The organism is Microlunatus sp. Gsoil 973, from assembly GCF_009707365.1.
In the GTDB taxonomy this organism is placed as follows: domain Bacteria; phylum Actinomycetota; class Actinomycetes; order Propionibacteriales; family Propionibacteriaceae; genus Microlunatus.
This window is the reverse complement of sequence record NZ_CP046122.1, coordinates 1,641,636-1,658,621: the sequence shown is the minus strand read 5'-3', so window position 1 is coordinate 1,658,621 and position 16,986 is coordinate 1,641,636. Positions and strand designations below refer to the sequence as shown.

General features: G+C 67.6%; 13 protein-coding genes. 8 read left to right on the top strand and 5 right to left on the bottom strand.

What is annotated here, in order from left to right; genetic code table 11:
* Positions 1–33: 33 nt before the first annotated feature.
* Both aroB and GJV80_RS07845 read left to right on the top strand, forming a co-directional pair.
* Positions 34–1,215, top strand: a complete 1,182-nt coding sequence (aroB, locus tag GJV80_RS23770) for a 3-dehydroquinate synthase (protein WP_370518825.1) — start codon at positions 34–36, stop codon at positions 1,213–1,215.
* A 179-nt stretch (positions 1,216–1,394) separates the two neighbouring features.
* Positions 1,395–3,068, top strand: coding sequence for a hypothetical protein (locus tag GJV80_RS07845; protein ID WP_154687418.1), 1,674 nt, complete (start codon positions 1,395–1,397; stop codon positions 3,066–3,068).
* Here GJV80_RS07845 and GJV80_RS07840 read toward each other — a convergent pair.
* Positions 3,029–3,667 (bottom strand): GNAT family N-acetyltransferase, encoded by a 639-nt coding sequence (locus GJV80_RS07840; protein WP_230208234.1) that lies wholly within the window; start codon positions 3,665–3,667, stop codon positions 3,029–3,031. The genes GJV80_RS07845 and GJV80_RS07840 overlap by 40 nt on opposite strands.
* A gap of 809 nt (positions 3,668–4,476) precedes the next feature.
* Between GJV80_RS07840 and efp the strand changes: the two genes are divergently transcribed.
* Both efp and nusB read left to right on the top strand, forming a co-directional pair.
* Entirely contained in the window at positions 4,477–5,040 is a 564-nt protein-coding gene (efp, locus tag GJV80_RS07835) for an elongation factor P (RefSeq protein WP_154687416.1), read from the top strand.
* Positions 5,041–5,045: 5 nt separating this feature from the next.
* On the top strand, positions 5,046–5,462 hold the full coding sequence (nusB, locus tag GJV80_RS07830) for a transcription antitermination factor NusB (protein ID WP_154687415.1): 417 nt from the start codon (positions 5,046–5,048) through the stop codon (positions 5,460–5,462).
* Positions 5,463–5,547: 85 nt separating this feature from the next.
* On the opposite strand, the gene GJV80_RS07825 is transcribed toward nusB, so the two are convergent.
* The 3 genes from GJV80_RS07825 to GJV80_RS07815 form a co-directional block, all read right to left on the bottom strand.
* On the bottom strand, positions 5,548–7,884 hold the full coding sequence (locus GJV80_RS07825) for an MDR family MFS transporter (RefSeq protein WP_154687414.1): 2,337 nt from the start codon (positions 7,882–7,884) through the stop codon (positions 5,548–5,550).
* Positions 7,881–8,543 (bottom strand): MarR family winged helix-turn-helix transcriptional regulator, encoded by a 663-nt coding sequence (locus tag GJV80_RS07820; RefSeq protein WP_154687413.1) that lies wholly within the window; start codon positions 8,541–8,543, stop codon positions 7,881–7,883. The genes GJV80_RS07825 and GJV80_RS07820 overlap by 4 nt, the downstream gene beginning before the upstream one ends.
* A gap of 153 nt (positions 8,544–8,696) precedes the next feature.
* Positions 8,697–9,179: a MarR family winged helix-turn-helix transcriptional regulator gene (locus tag GJV80_RS07815; RefSeq protein WP_154687412.1), complete on the bottom strand. Its 483-nt coding sequence runs from the start codon at positions 9,177–9,179 to the stop codon at positions 8,697–8,699.
* 178 nt (positions 9,180–9,357) lie between these two features.
* Between GJV80_RS07815 and carA the strand changes: the two genes are divergently transcribed.
* Genes carA through pyrF form a run of 4 tightly spaced genes read left to right on the top strand, consistent with a single transcriptional unit; the run spans position 9,358 to position 15,777 of the window.
* On the top strand, positions 9,358–10,530 hold the full coding sequence (carA, locus tag GJV80_RS07810; RefSeq protein WP_230208233.1) for a glutamine-hydrolyzing carbamoyl-phosphate synthase small subunit: 1,173 nt from the start codon (positions 9,358–9,360) through the stop codon (positions 10,528–10,530).
* Positions 10,530–13,847 (top strand): carbamoyl-phosphate synthase large subunit, encoded by a 3,318-nt coding sequence (carB, locus tag GJV80_RS07805; RefSeq protein WP_154687410.1) that lies wholly within the window; start codon positions 10,530–10,532, stop codon positions 13,845–13,847. Before carA ends, carB begins: the two co-directional genes overlap by 1 nt.
* Positions 13,844–14,941 carry a quinone-dependent dihydroorotate dehydrogenase gene (locus GJV80_RS07800; RefSeq protein ID WP_230208232.1) on the top strand — a complete coding sequence of 366 codons (1,098 nt, stop codon included), beginning with the start codon at positions 13,844–13,846 and terminating at the stop codon, positions 14,939–14,941. The genes carB and GJV80_RS07800 overlap by 4 nt, the downstream gene beginning before the upstream one ends.
* The gene (pyrF, locus tag GJV80_RS07795) at positions 14,941–15,777 is read left to right on the top strand and encodes an orotidine-5'-phosphate decarboxylase (RefSeq protein WP_154687409.1); all 837 of its coding nucleotides are present in this window, start codon (positions 14,941–14,943) and stop codon (positions 15,775–15,777) included. Before GJV80_RS07800 ends, pyrF begins: the two co-directional genes overlap by 1 nt.
* Here the strand turns inward: pyrF and GJV80_RS07790 are convergent, their stop codons facing one another.
* Entirely contained in the window at positions 15,778–16,824 is a 1,047-nt protein-coding gene (locus GJV80_RS07790; RefSeq protein WP_154687408.1) for a DUF4037 domain-containing protein, read from the bottom strand.
* Positions 16,825–16,986: the final 162 nt, after the last annotated feature.

Here is a 16,986-nt window from a genome sequence, read left to right as displayed (position 1 = left end):
CCGACCGAACCACGACCCGGGAGTGGTGTGATCTTGACTGATCCGAACGCGATCGATCCGACCGCGCTCAAGCCGAACCGATCCAGGAGTGGGCCGACGGTGATCGTCGGCGTACAGACCCAGCAGCCCTATCAGGTGACGATCGGCCATGGGCTGGCCGACGACGTCGTCGACCTGGTCGGAGACAGCCAGCGGGTTGCGGTCATCCACCAGCAGACGACCATGGATCTGGTCTCCGGCCTGGAGCGCCGACTCGCCAAGAACGGGTACGCGGTGCTGCGGCTGCCCGTCCCGGACGCCGAGGCTGCCAAGAGTGCCGAGGTGGTCGCCTACTGCTGGGCATCGCTGGGCAAGGCGGGCTTCACCAGATCCGACGCGATCATCGGCGTCGGCGGCGGTGCGGCAACCGACCTCGCCGGGTTCGTTGCCGCCACCTGGTTGCGCGGTGTCCGGCTGGTCACGGTCCCGACCACCCTGTTGGGCATGGTCGACGCCGCGGTCGGCGGCAAGACCGGCATCAACACTGCCGAGGGCAAGAATCTGGTCGGCGCCTTCTACGAGCCGGCGGGCGTACTGTGTGATCTCGACGCGCTGCGGACGTTGCCGGCCGAGGAACTGGTGCCGGGGTTGGCCGAGGTGATCAAGTGCGGGTTCATCGCCGACCCGGCCATCCTCGACCTGGTCCAGGAGCGGCCGGACGCGGTCCTCGACACCAATTCCGCCGAACTCGCCGAGCTGATCCACCGTTCGGTCGCGGTCAAGGCGGCCGTTGTTGCCAAGGACCTGAAGGAGACCACATCTGTCGGCAATCAGGTCGGGCGCGAACTCCTGAACTATGGCCACACCCTCGGCCACGCGATCGAGCGCCGCGAGAAATACCGCTGGCGACACGGCAACGCGGTCAGCGTCGGCCTGGTGTTCGTCGCCGAACTTGCCCGTCGGGCGGGGCTGCTGTCCGAGGAGGTGGCATCCCGGCACGCAACCGTTCTCGAGGCGGTCGGGCTGCCGGTCAGTTATCAACCCGAGGCGTTCGACGACCTGCTGCAGAACATGGCGTTGGACAAGAAGACCCGGGGCTCGACACTGCGGTTCGTTGTGTTGGAAGATCTTGCACGGGCCCGGATCCTGCAGGGTCCGGACGAGAGGCTGCTGCGGGAAAGCTACGCGGCGATCAGTACGGCGCACGCCGACGGCCCGAACCAGGGCGCGAGCTGAAAGATCCGTTACAACGGACCTGCGGGTGTATCGAACTGATAAAGGACCTATAAAGATTGGTCGCCGCGGTTGGTTCCCGGTCCCCGGATCTGGTTATCTCAATCCGGGCCGATCAACTCTGCCTGAACCTGCCTGATGAACCTGCCTGATGAACCGGCCCGAGCGAGAGGGGTGAACGGATGACGGTGCGCGCTGCGCTGCGCCATGCGGTGACCGTGATCGTCATCTTCGCGCTCGGCGTGCTGGCAGCCGTCACGGTACCGACTCTCAAGGCGTTCGCGGTGCCCGATGGTTCGCCGACCCAGGTGCCCGGGCAGTTCATCGCCAAGATCTACACCGAGGCACTCGGCCGGCTACCCACCCAGGCGGAGTGGACGGCGGCGACCCAGGCGTTCGGCGAGGTCGGCTGCAACCCGCAGACCCTGGCGGCCCTCGGGCAGCAGGTCTACACCTCTGCCGACTATGCGCGGCTCGGCTATGACAACACGTCTCGGCTGGTCACGCTCTATCGCGGCGTCTGGAACAGCGAGCCCGACCTGTCGGTCGGGCAGTGGCGCGAGGCGCTGGACCACGGCGAGGCGTGGTCGACCGTGGTCGCTCGGTTCTTCGTCGACCAACGGTTCCTTGAGCTGGTGCCCAAGGTGTGTTCCGGTGCCCGGGACTCCAGCGCCACCTCCTACGCGCTGGCCGGTCAGCCGGCGGTGCCGCAACCGACGGCGACCGCCGGTTTCAACGGCTCGCAGGAAACACTTCAGGCGCTGCTGGACGACACCGCTCCGGGCGGCACGGTGATGCTGGCCCAGCGGGCGCTGATCACCCTGACCAGGCCGCTGAGCATCCCACATGGCGTCACCCTGACCACAGCCGGCGATCCGAACCCGGCACACTATGCCGAGATGGGTCGGCTGGTCCGCGGCGGCGATTTCGATGAGCCGATGGTCGACATCACCAATGGTGGTCGGCTGACTTCGGTGTGGGTCGACGGAGCACGGAACAGTCCGGGGAACTTCGTCCCGAACCGCTACAACGTGCGCGTGCTGGGCGGCCACAACACCGCCGTGATCGGAAACAAGATCTCCAACACCGCCGGTTCGGCCAGCATCCAGGTGCTCGGCCAGGCCGGTGGGTACGACTGTTCGAAGGTGGCGATCCGCGGGAACATGATCACGGCGTACTCCAGTGATCATTACCTGACCCGGCAGCTGGCCAACGGGAGCACCGCGGGCGCGTGGAGCGACGGGATCGCGGCGGGTTGCGCGGACACGACGATCACCAGGAACGAAATCGTCGACACCGGCGGAGTCGGCATCTCGCTCTATCGGGGCAGTCGGTCGACTTCGACTGACATTGTGCAGCGGTCGGTGATCGCCAGGAATTCGATCTTGTCGGCCGGCAATTCTATGTACGCCGGAATCGTCGCCGATCCGCTGTTCTACGTTCCCGGCAAGGGGTTCTCCTCCGACTTCGACTTCTCCGGTGCCAAGATCATCGACAACATGGTCTGGTCAAGTCCGGACACCCACTTTGTGATCGGGATCAGCGCCGGATCGCGGCCCTGGTATGCCGGCACGGCGATGATCGGCGCCAACAGCGGGCATGGCCTGACGATCAGCGACAACACCACCGGGCGGGTCGGTGCACGGGTCCGGACCGGCATCGCGATCAGCGGAATGGACGATGTTCGGCTGGGCTACAACCCCGCCACCTGGATCCACAACGGTGTGCCCGGCAAACAGGGGAACCCGTGCCCGGCCACCGACGTCGCCGCACCGGTCTCCGAGGGGGACGCGGCGAATCTGCAGACCGAGGTGGACTACTCCGACGTCGGATTCGACGGCTGCATGGGGGAGTGATCACCCTCCGCCGACGGCCGCCTGGCGTTGTCGGTGTCGTCCTGATCCGTCGCGCCCGGTGCCAGCACCGCCATCACGAGTTCGTCGTACCAGTGTCCGTCCCAGTACAGCGTGTGCCGTAACCGGCCCTCGAGTTCGAACCCGATCCTCTGGTACGACCGGATCGCACGCTCGTTGAAGGCGTACACGCCGAGGCTGATCCGATGCAGTCCGACGACCGCCAGCCCGAAGTTGATCACCGCCTGACCGGCCTCGGTGCCGTAACCCTGACCGGCCACGTCGAGACCGCGCAGCGCGATCCGATAGTTCATCGATTCGTTGTCGGTGTCGAGTTGATTCAGCACGACCTCGCCGAGATAACTGCTGTCGTCGCTGCGGATGATCGCCCAGTCCGCACGGTCGGCGCGGCCGGGCAGCGACTCGAGATGACGCCGTACCTGATCCTCGGTGAACTTCTCGTGGGTGCCGGTGAGTTTCGCCGTCTCCGGATCCTGCAGCGAGCGCCAGACCTGCGGGAAGAAGCGCGGGCCCATCGGGACCAGCCGGGTGCGCTCGGTGGTGAGCGTCGGCTGCTTGGCCAGGAAGTCCGTACGGATCACCCTGCGACGATATCGGGACATGCGTACGCGTTCTGCTCCCCGCCCCGCGTGTCCCGTTCTCCTCCGCGACCCGCGGCGCCGCCCCCGGGTGCGCGCGCCACCGCGCCGCGTGACGCGCGCCACCGGACCGGCGTAACGCGCGCCGCCGGGCCCCACTCCCTTGCGCGAAGGTCAAAGTTTGATCGCGCGGCTGCGACACGCCGGGGGCGAGGGCCGTTGGCTCAAACTTTGACGTTGCGGATTGTCGGGGCGCGCCGGTGGGCGAGGTCGCAAGCTCAAGGTTTGATCGTGCGGCTGCGACACGCCGGGGGCGAGGGCCGTTGGCTCAAACTTTGACCTTGCGGATTGTCGGGGCGCGCCGGTGGGGGAGGTCGCAAGCTCAAGGTTTGATCGTGCGGCTGGCGACACGCCGGGGGCGAGGGCCGTTGGCTCAAACTTTGACGTTGCGGATTGTCGGGGCGCGCCGGTGGGGGAGGTCGCAAGCTCAAGGTTTGATCGTGCGGCTGCGACACGCCGGGGGCGAGGGCCGTTGGCTCAAACTTTGACCTTGCGGATCGTCGGGGCGCGCCGGTGGGGGAGGTCGCTGACTCAAAGTTTGAGGTTGCGGCTCGGGCGAGACACGGCACAAGGCCCGGGACCCGGGTCGGGCGTGCTCGACATGATCAACTCGCTCGCCTTGCGGGCCCGGCGCTAGAATTGGCCGTTGCCCGTAGACGGGCTGGCAGCAAGACAAATCGTCCGGGTGAATCAACCGGACTCATGAACGTATGTGACGGTGCACAGCGCCGATTGACACGAAGGGCTCGCGCGTGATCTCCACCAACGACCTGAAGAACGGCACGGTTCTCGACCTCGACGGCCAGTTGTGGACCGTCGTCTGGTTCCAGCACCACAAGCCCGGCAAGGGAAACACCGTCGTCCGTACGAAGCTCAAGCATGTGCTGTCCGGCAAGGTCGTCGATCGTACGTTCAACTCCGACACCAAGATCGCCGACGCCCAGGTCGATCGCCGCGACATGCAGTACCTCTACTTCGACGGCAGCAACTGGGTCTTCATGGACACCCAGGACTACGACCAGCTCACCCTCGACGAGAACGTCGTCGGCGATGCCAAGAACTACCTGCTCGAGGAGCAGATCGTGACGGTCGCCCTGCACGAGGGCAATCCGCTCTACATCGACCTGCCGCCCTCGGTCGAGCTCGAGATCACCTACACCGAGCCGGGTCTGCAGGGTGATCGGAGCACCGGCGGTACGAAGCCGGCCACCGTCCAGACGGGCCTGCAGATCCAGGTGCCGCTGTTCATCACCACCGGCGAGAAGGTCAAGGTCGACACCCGGACGGGCGAGTACCTCGGTCGGATCGGCGGCTGACGCAGGTGCCTTCGGCCCGTACGAAGGCCCGGAAACGGGCCCTGGACATCCTCTTCGAGGCCGAGCTTCGCGGCCGTACGCTGTCGGAGACCCTCGCCGAGCGCAGCGCGGACGCCGAGCCGCCGCTGCGCGACTACACCATCACGCTGGTCCGCGGCGTGGAGCAGCATCAGGCGGAGATCGATCGGCGGATCACCGCCCACCTGGCCAAGGGCTGGACGTTGGCACGAATGCCGCGGGTCGACCGGGCAGCGGTCCGGATCGCCACCTACGAGATCGACTACGTCGACGACGTACCGGACGCCGTGGCCGTCTCCGAGGCCGTCGAGCTGGTGGGGGACTTGTCCACCGACGAGTCGCCGAGCTACGTCAACGGCTTGCTGGGCGGAGTGGTCGACGACAAGGCACCGGCCGAACCGTAAACGCGCCCGGCAAAGGACAGACGGCTCGGGCCGGATCTCTGATGGGATCCGGCCCGAGCCGTCCGTGTGTCCGTAATTGCCTGGGTCAGTCCTCGCCAACAGGGGTGGTGCGCAGTCGGGTGGAGATCCGGTCGGTGATCTCCCGCTCGACATTACGCAGCTGGTCGATCCGTTTCTGCAGTTCGGCCCGCTCCTGCTCGGCCTGGTCCAGGGTTCGCTCGGCCTCGGCACGGGCCAGCCTGGTCACCCGGTCGGCGGTCTGCTGGCTGTCCAGCAGCAGGTTGTACTCATACTGCCGGAGCCCGTCGCCACCGACACCGTCCGGAGCGGGAGAGCGTCGGCCGGGTTCGGCGGAGAGCAGCTCCTCGCGGATCTGCTGCATCTGCCGATGGAAGGCGCCGATCGCTGCGTCGACCTCGTGCGACAACTGGTCCAGCCGACCGAGAAGTTCGGTCACCTTCTCGTGGCCGAGCGCCTCCTGGGCACGCGCCCGGTCCTGGGCCGCCGCCAGTACGTCCAGGGCGGCAACCGAGACCCGCTCGGCCGGGTCGTCGAGGCCGGCAGGATCCCAACCCGGCGAGGGCTCGGTCATCGGGCCACCGGTCTCTGCACGGATCGCCGGGTTCCGGTCCGCATCGCCGCCCGAACCGGTCTTGGTGACCAACTCGGGGACGTTCGGCCCGCTGCCATTGCCGTTGTCGTTGCCGATACCTATACCGATACCGATGCCGTTGCTGTTGACCTTGGTGTCGAGGTTGCCGCTGGACTTGCCGTCGGTCACCGGTGCAGCCATTGTGGCCACGGCTTCCGAGCCTGACACCTGGGCGGATGCGCCGCCCGCGTCGACCTTGGGTTGCATCGCGACGGTGGTCCGCAACGGCACCTCGCGAACCAGCAGCACGGCGATGAGGGCGCCGATCCCGGCGATGCCGGCGATCAGGAAGAGCAGGCCGAACGTGTCGGCGTAGGCGTTGTGGATCAAGGTACGGATCGGCGCGGGAAGCCCTTCGATGTTGAGGTTCCCGGCACCGCCACCGAGCTTGCCGGCCGCCTGGGCGCCTGCCGGCCCCAGCGCCTTGACACCGTCGATGATCCTGGTCTCGACCTTGTCGGCCAGCACGGCACCGAGCACCGAGACGCCCACCGCGCCGCCCAACGAGCGGAAGAAGGAGATAGTCGCCGAGGAGGCGCCGATGTCCTTGACGTCAACGGTGTTCTGAACCGCAAGGACGATGTTCTGGATCAGACAGCCGACACCGATCCCGGCGACCGCCATCCAGATCGCGGTGTGCCAGTACGGCGTGGCGTGATCAAGATCAATGCCGAGGCCGACGAAGCCGCCCACCAGCAGGAAACCGCCGAGGATCATGATCGGCTTCCAGCGTCCGGTCCGGCTGACGATCTGACCCCCGACAACGGAGCTGACCAACTGGGCGCCGATCATCGGCAGCGTCATCAGACCGGCCTTGGTCGGGGTGTAGCCGGCACCCAGCTGGAAGTACTGGGTCAGGAAGGTGCCGGCGCCGAACATTCCGACACCGACGGCCATGCCGGCGATGATCATCAGCGCCGTCGTGCTGTTCTTCAGCACCCGGATCGGCACGATGGGCTCGGGGTGGCGCAGCTCGATGATCAACGCAACCAGCGCGGCAACCACGAAGGTGGCGGCGAACGCCGCGGACTCCCAGGAGATCCAGTCGTAGTCCTTGCCGGCGAAGGTCACCCACAGCATCGGCGCAGCGGCTGTGATGGCCAGGAAGAAGGCACCACCGACGTCGATCCTGACCTTGCGCTTCGGCAGCTGCGGCAGCTTCAACGTGGTCTGCAGCAGGAACAGCGCGATGACCGCCAACGGCACGCAGACGAAGAACACCCAGCGCCAGTTCCAGCTGTCGGTGATCCAGCCGCCGACCAACGGGCCGGAGATTGTGGCGACGGCCATCACCGCGCCCATGTAGCCGGTGTAGCGGCCACGCTGGCGGGGAGCGATGATCGTGCCCATGATCGCCTGCGTCATGGCGGTCAGACCACCCATCGCGACGCCCTGGGCGGCTCGCGCGACCATCATCTGCCAGATCTCCTGGGAGACGCCGGCGCCGATCGAGCCCAGCACGAACAGGATGATCGAGGCCTGGATCAGCAGCTTCTTGTTGATCAGGTCGGCCAGCTTGCCGAGGATCGGTGTGGAGATGGTCATCGCCAGCAACGACGCGGTGATCACCCAGGTGTACTGGCGCTGGGTGCCGTGCAGTTGGGCCATGATCGTCGGCAGCGCCGTCGAGACGATGGTCGACGAGATCAACGCCGTGAACAGCGCGGCCAGCAGGCCGACCATCACCTCGAGGATCTCCTTGTGTGACAGCTCCTCGCCGGCTCGGTGCTGATCGGCGGCGGGGCTGCGTTCCGCAACAGCGGTGCTCATACTGCGGTCGTCTCCCAAGTGGTCAGTGCTGTCTTCAGCATCGCGTTCGGATTGTCCGCCGGGACACCGTCGTCCTCGGAGTGGTGATCTGGGTATGTGGTCTGGTCGTCCTGTTCGGCGAGCCGGGCTGCGGGTCCGGCGGAGGGTCCGCCGTCGGCCCCGTCCCGCGTCGGGACCGGCATCGCCAGCGGGTCGGTGCCCGTCTCCACCGCCCGGTCGAAGTGGCTGACCCAGTCGGTGACGCTCTGCTCGAGCCGCTGCAGCACGCGGACCGACATCTCTGCCTCCTCCGCCGACCAGTCGGACATGGTCCGGGCGACCATCTCCACTGCCCATTCCTCGCGCGACCGCAGGTAGGCCCGGCCGGCACCGGTGATGTGTACCCGACAGGCCCGGGCATCACCCGGGTCGGCGATCCGACGTACGTAGCCTTGGCTCTCCAGTGCGGCAACGGCACGGGACGCCACCGACGGCTTCACTCGCAACTGCTCGGCGAGATCACCCAGCCGCGGATCGGTCTCGGAGACCAACTTGAGCAGTGCGATCGGGGTCGCCGCCACGCTGTGCGCGGCATCCCGGTGGGCGATCGTGCGAGTCACCCGCACCAGGGACACCAGGGCCTCGAGCAGGCTCGCCGCCTGATCACGCTCGATGGGCATGTTCGATCGACATGTGGGGACCGGACTCCTTTGGTTGCTGAAAGCAACTATAAGGCTGTGTCGTTGCTTAAGGAAACTAATTGCAGGCCAGTCACACGGCTTGGCCTCAGTTTCGGCTCAGTCCCGGTCCCGGAAAGCCCCCGCGACGGCCCGTCAGGCGTCGGGCGTGAGCGCCCGGCTGAAGCGCTGCAGCAGCGTCGCCAACTGGACGAGGTCGTTGGTGTCCCATTCGGCGAGCCGGTTCAACATCAGTTCGCTGCGTCCGACCCGGGACTGTTCGACGGCGGAGCGGCCGCGTTCGGTGAGGGTGACCAGCCTGGCCCGGGCATCGTGGGGGTCGCGCACCCGGGCGATGAGGCCGAGGCGTTCCAGGTCGGCGATCGCGCGGCTGAGCGTCGACTTGTGCAATCTGGTCCGGTTGGCCAGGTCGACGGCACGGACACCCTGGTCGTCGGCGTCGAGATCGAGGATGGTGGCCAGCAGCGCATAGCCCGGGGCGTCGAGATCGGGATGGATCCGGCCAGCGATCCGATCGGAGAGGCTGCGTGCGCTGCGGAAGAACTTGCTGATCTCCCGCTCCAGGTCGGCCATCGCTGCGGCGCGCTCAGTCTCGGGGCCGGGGCGATCGGAGGTCACGCCCGCAGCGTAGCCGCGGCGACTGTAAGCCCGCCGAACCGCTCAGGGGCGGATGCGGGATACCGGTGCCGAGACTGATATCGTCGCCTGCGATACACGCCAACCTTTAAGACCTGTCCTGTGAGGCAGGAAAGGACGGTAGATGTCGCATTCTGCGCCTCAGCCTGCCCACTCCCTCGTGACGGCCGATCCCTCAGGCATTCCCCCGAGCGGCACCGCGACCAGAACACCGGCGATCCTCGTTCTCGAGGACGGTCGCAGCTTCTCCGGTTATTCCTTCGGAGCCGCCGGTGAGACCTTCGGCGAGGCGGTCTTCCAGACCGGCATGTCCGGTTATCAGGAGACGCTGACCGATCCCAGCTATCACCGCCAGGTCGTCGTCGCTACCGCGCCGCACATCGGCAACACCGGCTGGAACGACGAGGATGACGAGTCGACCCGGATCTGGGTGGCCGGGTACGTCATCCGCGACGCGGCGCGCATCCCGAGCAGTTGGCGGTCACGCCGCAGCCTGGACGCCGAGCTCAAGGCGCAGGGCATCGTCGGCATCGCCGGCGTCGACACCCGCGCGCTGACCCGGCACCTGCGGGACAAGGGAGCGATGCAGGTCGGCATCTCGACCACCGAACTCGACCCGGCGGTCCTGTTGGAACGCGTACGCCGCCAGCCGTCGATGATCGGGGCGCACCTGGCCGACGACGTCACCGTCTCCGGCACCAGGATCATTCCGGCGATCGGTTTCAAGCGGTTCACGGTTGCCGCGATCGACCTCGGCATCAAGTCGATGACGCCCCACCGGATGGCCGAACGCGGCATCGAGACCCATGTCCTGCCGTCGACCGTCTCCTCCGACGAGTTGCGGGCGACCGGTGCCGACGGGGTCTTCTTCTCCAACGGACCCGGTGATCCCGCCGTCGCCGACGCCCAGGTGGAACTCCTCAGGGCAGCGCTGGCCGATGATCTTCCGGTGTTCGGGATCTGTTTCGGCAACCAGGTCTTCGGGCGCGCCTTGGGATTCGGCACCTACAAGCTGACCTACGGCCACCACGGCATCAACCAACCGGTGATGGACCTGGGTACCCGCAAGGTCGAGATCACCGCACACAACCACGGATTCGCCGTCGACGCACCGATCGGTGAGGACATCCCGACGCCGTACGGAACAGCGCGGGTGAGCCATGTCTGCCTCAACGACAATGTGGTCGAGGGCCTGGAACTGAAAGATGATCAAGGAAGGCTCAAGGCGTTCAGTGTGCAGTACCACCCGGAGGCGGCGGCCGGACCGCACGACGCGGCCTACCTCTTCGACCGGTTCATCCAGCTGCTGGCCGACGCCGAGGGAGTGAACTGATGGCGCGCCGGGACGACATCAACTCGATCCTGGTGATCGGCTCCGGCCCGATCGTGATCGGCCAGGCCTGCGAGTTCGACTACTCCGGAACCCAGGCCTGTCGAGTGCTGCGGGCCGAGGGCTACCGGGTGATCCTGGTCAACTCCAACCCGGCAACGATCATGACCGACCCGGAGATGGCCGATGCCACCTACGTCGAGCCGATCAATCCCGAGACCGTCGCCAAGGTGATCGAGAAGGAGCGCCCCGACGCGCTGCTGGCCACTCTGGGTGGACAGACCGCCCTGAACACCGCGGTCGCGCTGTGGGACCAGGGAATCCTGGCCAAGTACGGCGTCGAGCTGATCGGCGCCTCGGTCGACGCCATCCAACGCGGTGAGGATCGCGAGTCGTTCAAGCAGATCGTCACCCAGCTGCCTCCCGGCCCGGACGGATCGGCGCAGGCCGAGGTCGCACAGAGCCGGATCTGTCACAGCCTGGACGACGTGCTGGCGGCCGCCGATGATCTTGGTTATCCACTCGTGGTACGTCCGAGTTTCACCATGGGCGGTGTCGGTTCCGGCTTTGCCCACAACGAATCCGACCTGCGCCGGATCGCCGGCGCAGGCCTTGCCGCCAGCCCGACCACCGAGGTGTTGATCGAGGAATCGATCCTCGGCTGGAAGGAGTACGAGCTGGAGGTGATGCGGGACAAGGCCGACAACGTGGTGATCGTCTGTTCGATCGAGAACCTCGACCCGATGGGCGTACACACCGGCGATTCGATCACCGTCGCGCCGGCGATGACCCTGACCGACCGCGAGTACCAGCGGATGCGCGACGTCGCCATCGGCATCATCCGGTCAGTCGGTGTGGAGACGGGCGGCTGCAACATCCAGTTCGCGATCAACCCGGAGGACGGGCGGATGATCGTGATCGAGATGAACCCCCGCGTCTCCCGGTCCAGTGCGCTGGCGTCCAAGGCCACCGGCTTCCCGATCGCCAAGATCGCCGCCAAGCTTGCCGTCGGCTACACGCTGGACGAGATCCCCAACGACATCACCCGGCAGACACCGGCCAGCTTCGAGCCGACCCTTGACTACGTCGTGGTCAAGGTGCCGCGCTTCGCCTTCGAGAAGTTCCCGGCCGCCGACACCACCCTGACCACGCACATGAAGAGCGTCGGCGAGGCGATGGCCATCGGCCGCAACTTCACCGAGGCGCTGGGCAAGGCGCTGCGGAGTCTGGAGGATCCGCAGGCGCCGTTCGATGTCAACGGGGAGATCGCCGAGACCGTCGAGGAACTGCTGGAGCAGGCCGCCCGGCCGCACAACGGCCGGCTCGGTGTTGTCTACAAGGCGATCCGGCAGGGTGCCACCGTCGATCAGGTCCACGCGGCGACCGGCATCGACCCGTGGTTCGTCGACCAACTGACCCTGATCAACGAGGTGGTCGAGGAGATCCGCAGGGCACCGGAGCTGACCGCCGACGAGATCGAACTCGGCAAGATGCACGGCCTGTCCGATGCTCAGATCGGTGCGCTGCGGCATCTGGACGAGCAGGTGGTCCGCGGGATCCGCTGGGCCCTCGGCCTGCGCCCGGTCTACAAGACCGTCGACACCTGTGCCGCCGAATTCGCCGCGCGCACGCCGTACCACTACAGCTCCTGGGATCTGGAGACCGAGGTCGAGCCGCGGACCAGGCCCGCGGTGATCATCCTGGGCAGCGGACCGAACCGGATCGGACAGGGTATCGAGTTCGACTACTCGTGCGTACACGCCGCGATGGAGCTGAGTGCGGCCGGCTACGAGACGATCATGATCAACTGCAACCCGGAGACCGTCTCCACCGACTACGACACCTCCGACCGGCTCTACTTCGAGCCGCTCACCCTGGAGGACGTGCTCGAGGTCGTCCACGCCGAGCAGGCGGCGGGACCGGTGGCCGGAGTGATCGTGCAACTGGGCGGACAGACCCCGCTCCGCCTGGCGCAGGCGCTCAAGGACGCCGGGGTGCCGATCGTCGGCACGAGCCCCGAGGCGATCAATCTGGCCGAGGAGCGCGGCGCGTTCGCCCGAGTGCTGGACGAAGCCGGACTGCGGTCACCCAAACACGGGATGGCCAGCTCGTTCGACGAGGCCCGGGCGATTGCGGAGGAGATCGGCTATCCGGTGCTGGTCCGGCCGTCCTACGTCCTCGGCGGTCGCGGCATGGAGATCGTCTACGACGAGAGCACGCTGTCGTCCTACATCCGCCGGGCGACCGAGGTCTCTCCGGAACATCCGGTGCTGGTCGACCGGTTCCTCGACGACGCCATCGAGATCGACGTCGACGCACTCTACGACGGCGCCGAGCTGTATCTGGGCGGCGTGATGGAGCACATCGAGGAGGCCGGTGTGCACTCCGGCGACTCGGCCTGCGCGCTGCCCCCGATCACCCTGGGCGCCGAGGTGATCAGCAGGATCCGGGTGTCGACCGAGGCCATCGCCAAGGGCGTCGGCGTGCTGGGCCTGATCAACATCCAGTACGCCCTGGCCGGCGACGTGCTCTACGTCCTCGAGGCCAATCCCCGGGCCTCCCGTACGGTGCCGTTCGTCTCCAAGGCGACCTGGACGCCGCTGGCCAAGGCGGCGGCCCGGGTGATGCTCGGTGTGAGCATCTCCCAGCTGCGCACCGAAGACATGCTCAAGGCCGACGGTGACGGTGCCGACGAGCCGTTGGGCACGCCGGTCGCGGTGAAGGAAGCCGTGATGCCGTTCAACCGGTTCCGGACCATCGAAGGCTCGGGCGTCGACACCATCCTCGGACCGGAGATGAAGTCCACCGGCGAGGTGATGGGCCTGGACATCAGCTTCGGCACGGCCTTCGCCAAGAGCCAGGCCGGCGCCTCCGGCCCGCTTCCGGAACGCGGCCGGATCTTCGTGTCGGCGGCGAACCGGGACAAGCGGCACATCATCCTGCCGATCAAGCTGCTCTCCGAACTGGGCTTCGAGGTGCTGGCCACCTCCGGTACGGCCTCGGTGCTGGAACGCAACGGCATCCCGGTCACCCGGATGCGCAAGCACAGCCAGGGGCCCGGACCGAACGGGGAGAAGACGATCGTGCAGGCGATCACCGACGGCGAGGTCGACCTGATCTTCAACACGCCGCAGGGTCAGAGCACCGACGGCCGGCCACGGTTCGACGGCTACGAGATCCGGACGGCGGCGGTGGCACGGAACATCCCCTGCATGACCACCGTCCAAGGGCTGACCGCCGCGGTCCAGGGGATCGAGGCGATCCGCTCCGCCCAGGTCGGTGTCCGATCACTGCAGGACTGGGAGAAGGCGGTCGGGTGACCGAGCCGGCTGGGAAAGTCGTGCTGGGTGTAACCAGCACGCGTTTCCCAGATCTGGTCTATCGGCGAGCCGTCCGGCCCGTGCTCTTCCAACTCGACGCCGAACGGGCCCACGAGTTGACCCTGCGCGCGCTGTCCCTGACCGGGCGGGTACCTCCGGCGCGGGCGGCCGGCCGGGCGGTCTTCGCCCGGCGTCGCCGTCCGGTCACCGTCGCCGGCGTGACGTTCCCCGGGGTCGTCGGGCTGGCCGCGGGCCTGGACAAGAACGGCGTCGCCGCCCGGATGTGGAGCAGCCTCGGCTTCGGCTTCGCCGAACTCGGCACGGTGACTGCGCAGGCCCAACCCGGCAACGACCGACCCCGGCTGTTCCGGCTGCCGCAGAGCCGTGCGCTGATCAACCGGATGGGTTTCAACAACCACGGCGCTGCTGCGCTGGCCGGAACGCTGGCAGCGGCCGGGGTGCGTCGCGGCAACCTGGCGCTGGGCATCCCGGTCGGCATCTCCATCGGCAAGACCAAGATCACTCCGCTGGAGCATGCCGTCGAGGACTACCTCACCTCGTTCCGGCTGCTGGCCGACCGTGCCGACTACATCGCCGTCAACGTCTCCAGCCCCAACACCCCCGGCCTGCGGTCACTGCAGGACCGCACCGCGCTGACCGACCTGTTGACCGCACTGACCGCCGAGGCGGGCACGATCAGCCCGGCGCAGCCGGTGCCGATCTTCGTCAAGATCGCCCCCGACCTGTCCGAGGCCGCGTTGGAGGAGGTCCTCGAGGTGTGCACAACGGTCGGTGTCCAGGGTCTGATCGCCACCAACACCACCCTGTCCCGGGAAGGGATCAGCCCCGACGATCTCCGGCTCGCCCCGCAGGTCGGCGGACTGTCCGGTGCACCGCTGACCCGCCGGGCGCGCCAGGTGGTCGGCCATCTCGCCGCCCGTACAAAGTTACCGATCATCGGCGTCGGCGGCATCGAATCGTCCGCCGATGCACAGGCCATGCTCGACGCCGGCGCCAGCCTGGTGCAGGTGTACACCGGATTCATCTATCACGGACCCGGCCTCATCGACCGGATCAACCAGGAGGTCAGCTGATGACTCGAGCGTCCTACGGCGAGCGACTGCGTGAAGCGGTCACCAAGCACGGCAGGCTGTGCGTTGGCATCGATCCGCATCCGGGCATCCTTGATCACTGGGGTCTTCCGCGGGACGCCGCCGGGCTGGAGCGGTGTGCCCGGACCATGATCGACGCGGTCGCCGGCCGGGTGGCGATCGTCAAACCGCAGTCGGCGTTCTTCGAGGCGTACGGGTCGGCCGGGATCGCTGTCCTGGAACGGTTGATCGCCGACGCCGGCGAGGCCGGTGTGCTGGTGCTCTTGGACGTCAAACGCGGAGACATCGGGTCGACGATGGACGCCTACGCGGCCGCCTACCTGGCCGACGGGTCATCGTTGGCCGCCGACGCGATCACCGTCAGCCCGTTCCTCGGACCCGGTTCGCTGGACGGCGCGATCGAGCTGGCCGAGCGAACCGACCGCGGCGTCTACGTGCTGGCCGCCACCAGCAATCCCGAGGGCGCGACCGTCCAGCGGGCCGCCGCCCCCGAGGGCGGAACGATCAGCCAGGCCATGATCGACTTCGCGGCCGACCGCAGCGCCCGGGCGTCGGCCGCCGGGGAGTGGGGGAGCGTCGGCGTCGTCGTCGGCGCGACCATCGACCCGGGCACGGCGCTGGACTTCAGCAACCTCGGCGGCAGCATCCTGGCTCCCGGTCTTGGCGCACAGGGCGGCACGGCCGACGACCTGCGGAAGATCTTCGGACCGGCCTACCCGCAGGTGATTCCGTCCAGCAGCCGCGACGTCCTCCGGGCCGGGCCGGACATCGGGGCGATCCGCGCCGCCGTCGACGAGGCACAGCAGAGCCTCGGGTGATCAGCCGGTCCGCCCGAGGCGGTCGAGGAACGGTTTGAGCATCCGCGTTCGGCCGGACGCCGAAAGCACATCGGTCGAGTCGACGAACTGATCCGCAGAACCGACCAACGGCAGCTTGCGCAGCCGATCATCACCGATCGCCGCCAGGCAGGCCTCGACGAACCCTCCGTGCAACACCTGGTACGGCCGGCCGAAGTACGGCCCGATCGACCACTCCACCGGGTCGGTGAGCCGGAGTTGGTTGTGCTTCCCGGCGACGATCCGGTACGCCTCGACCAGCCCGGACTCACGCTGCGGATGATCGTCGGCGGAGACGGCGTGATCGAGAGCGGTTCCGAGGTCGTCGACGTCGGGCAGTCTCGCGAAGGCCGTACCGAACCATTTCGTGTACGGCCAATAGCTGCGCTGTTGCAGGAACCACAGCCGCATCAGCTCACGCGCCAACCGCCCGGCGATGATCTTCGACCCGAGTTCGTCGCCGACCTCCGCGGCCCGGCCGGTGAAGGCGATCTCCTGGAAGATCCGACGCCACTGGCAGGCCGACAGCCACAGCCAGACATCGCGCGGATACCACTGCAGACCGGTGCGGACAGCCGCCAACTCGCGGCCCGGGTCGGCGTACACCGCGCCACGGACCACGCCGAGGAGTTGCTGCTGGGGGATGGCCAGCCAGTCGGTCGGTCCGAGGCCAGGTCGCGGGTCGACGCCCAGTTGCCCGGTCAGCCAGGTACCGAGCCCGAGCACTTCGACATGCTGCTCCGGGGCCACCTGGTCCCATCCGAAGTTAACCGGGCGGCCCCGGAACTCCTCGGGCAGCCGGCCGGCCAGCGTGCCGCGCACCGCATCGACCCCGGCCGGGTTGACGAAGATCTGAAGGCGCGGCCCCCAACCGTGGTCGGTCGACCGCTGGGTGTCGTACCCGAGAACATCCGATCCCCAGCCGAGCAGTGCGGCACTGTGGCGGTGTCCGGTCAGCAGCGGCGCGACGGCCTCGGCGTAGAAGTCGCGACTCAGCTCGAGGGCAGGTACGAAACGGTCGGGTGGCACCCGACCATGCTGGTGATCATCGGACGCCGCCGCATCCGGATTTCCCGCGGCCCCGCCCGAACCTCAAAGGTTGACCCACCGGCTCGTCGGCTCGGCGTGTCGCAGCCGCAGCGTCAAACTTTGACCTTGCGGGGGGCACCGGCTGGGGTGGCGGGTGGCGCC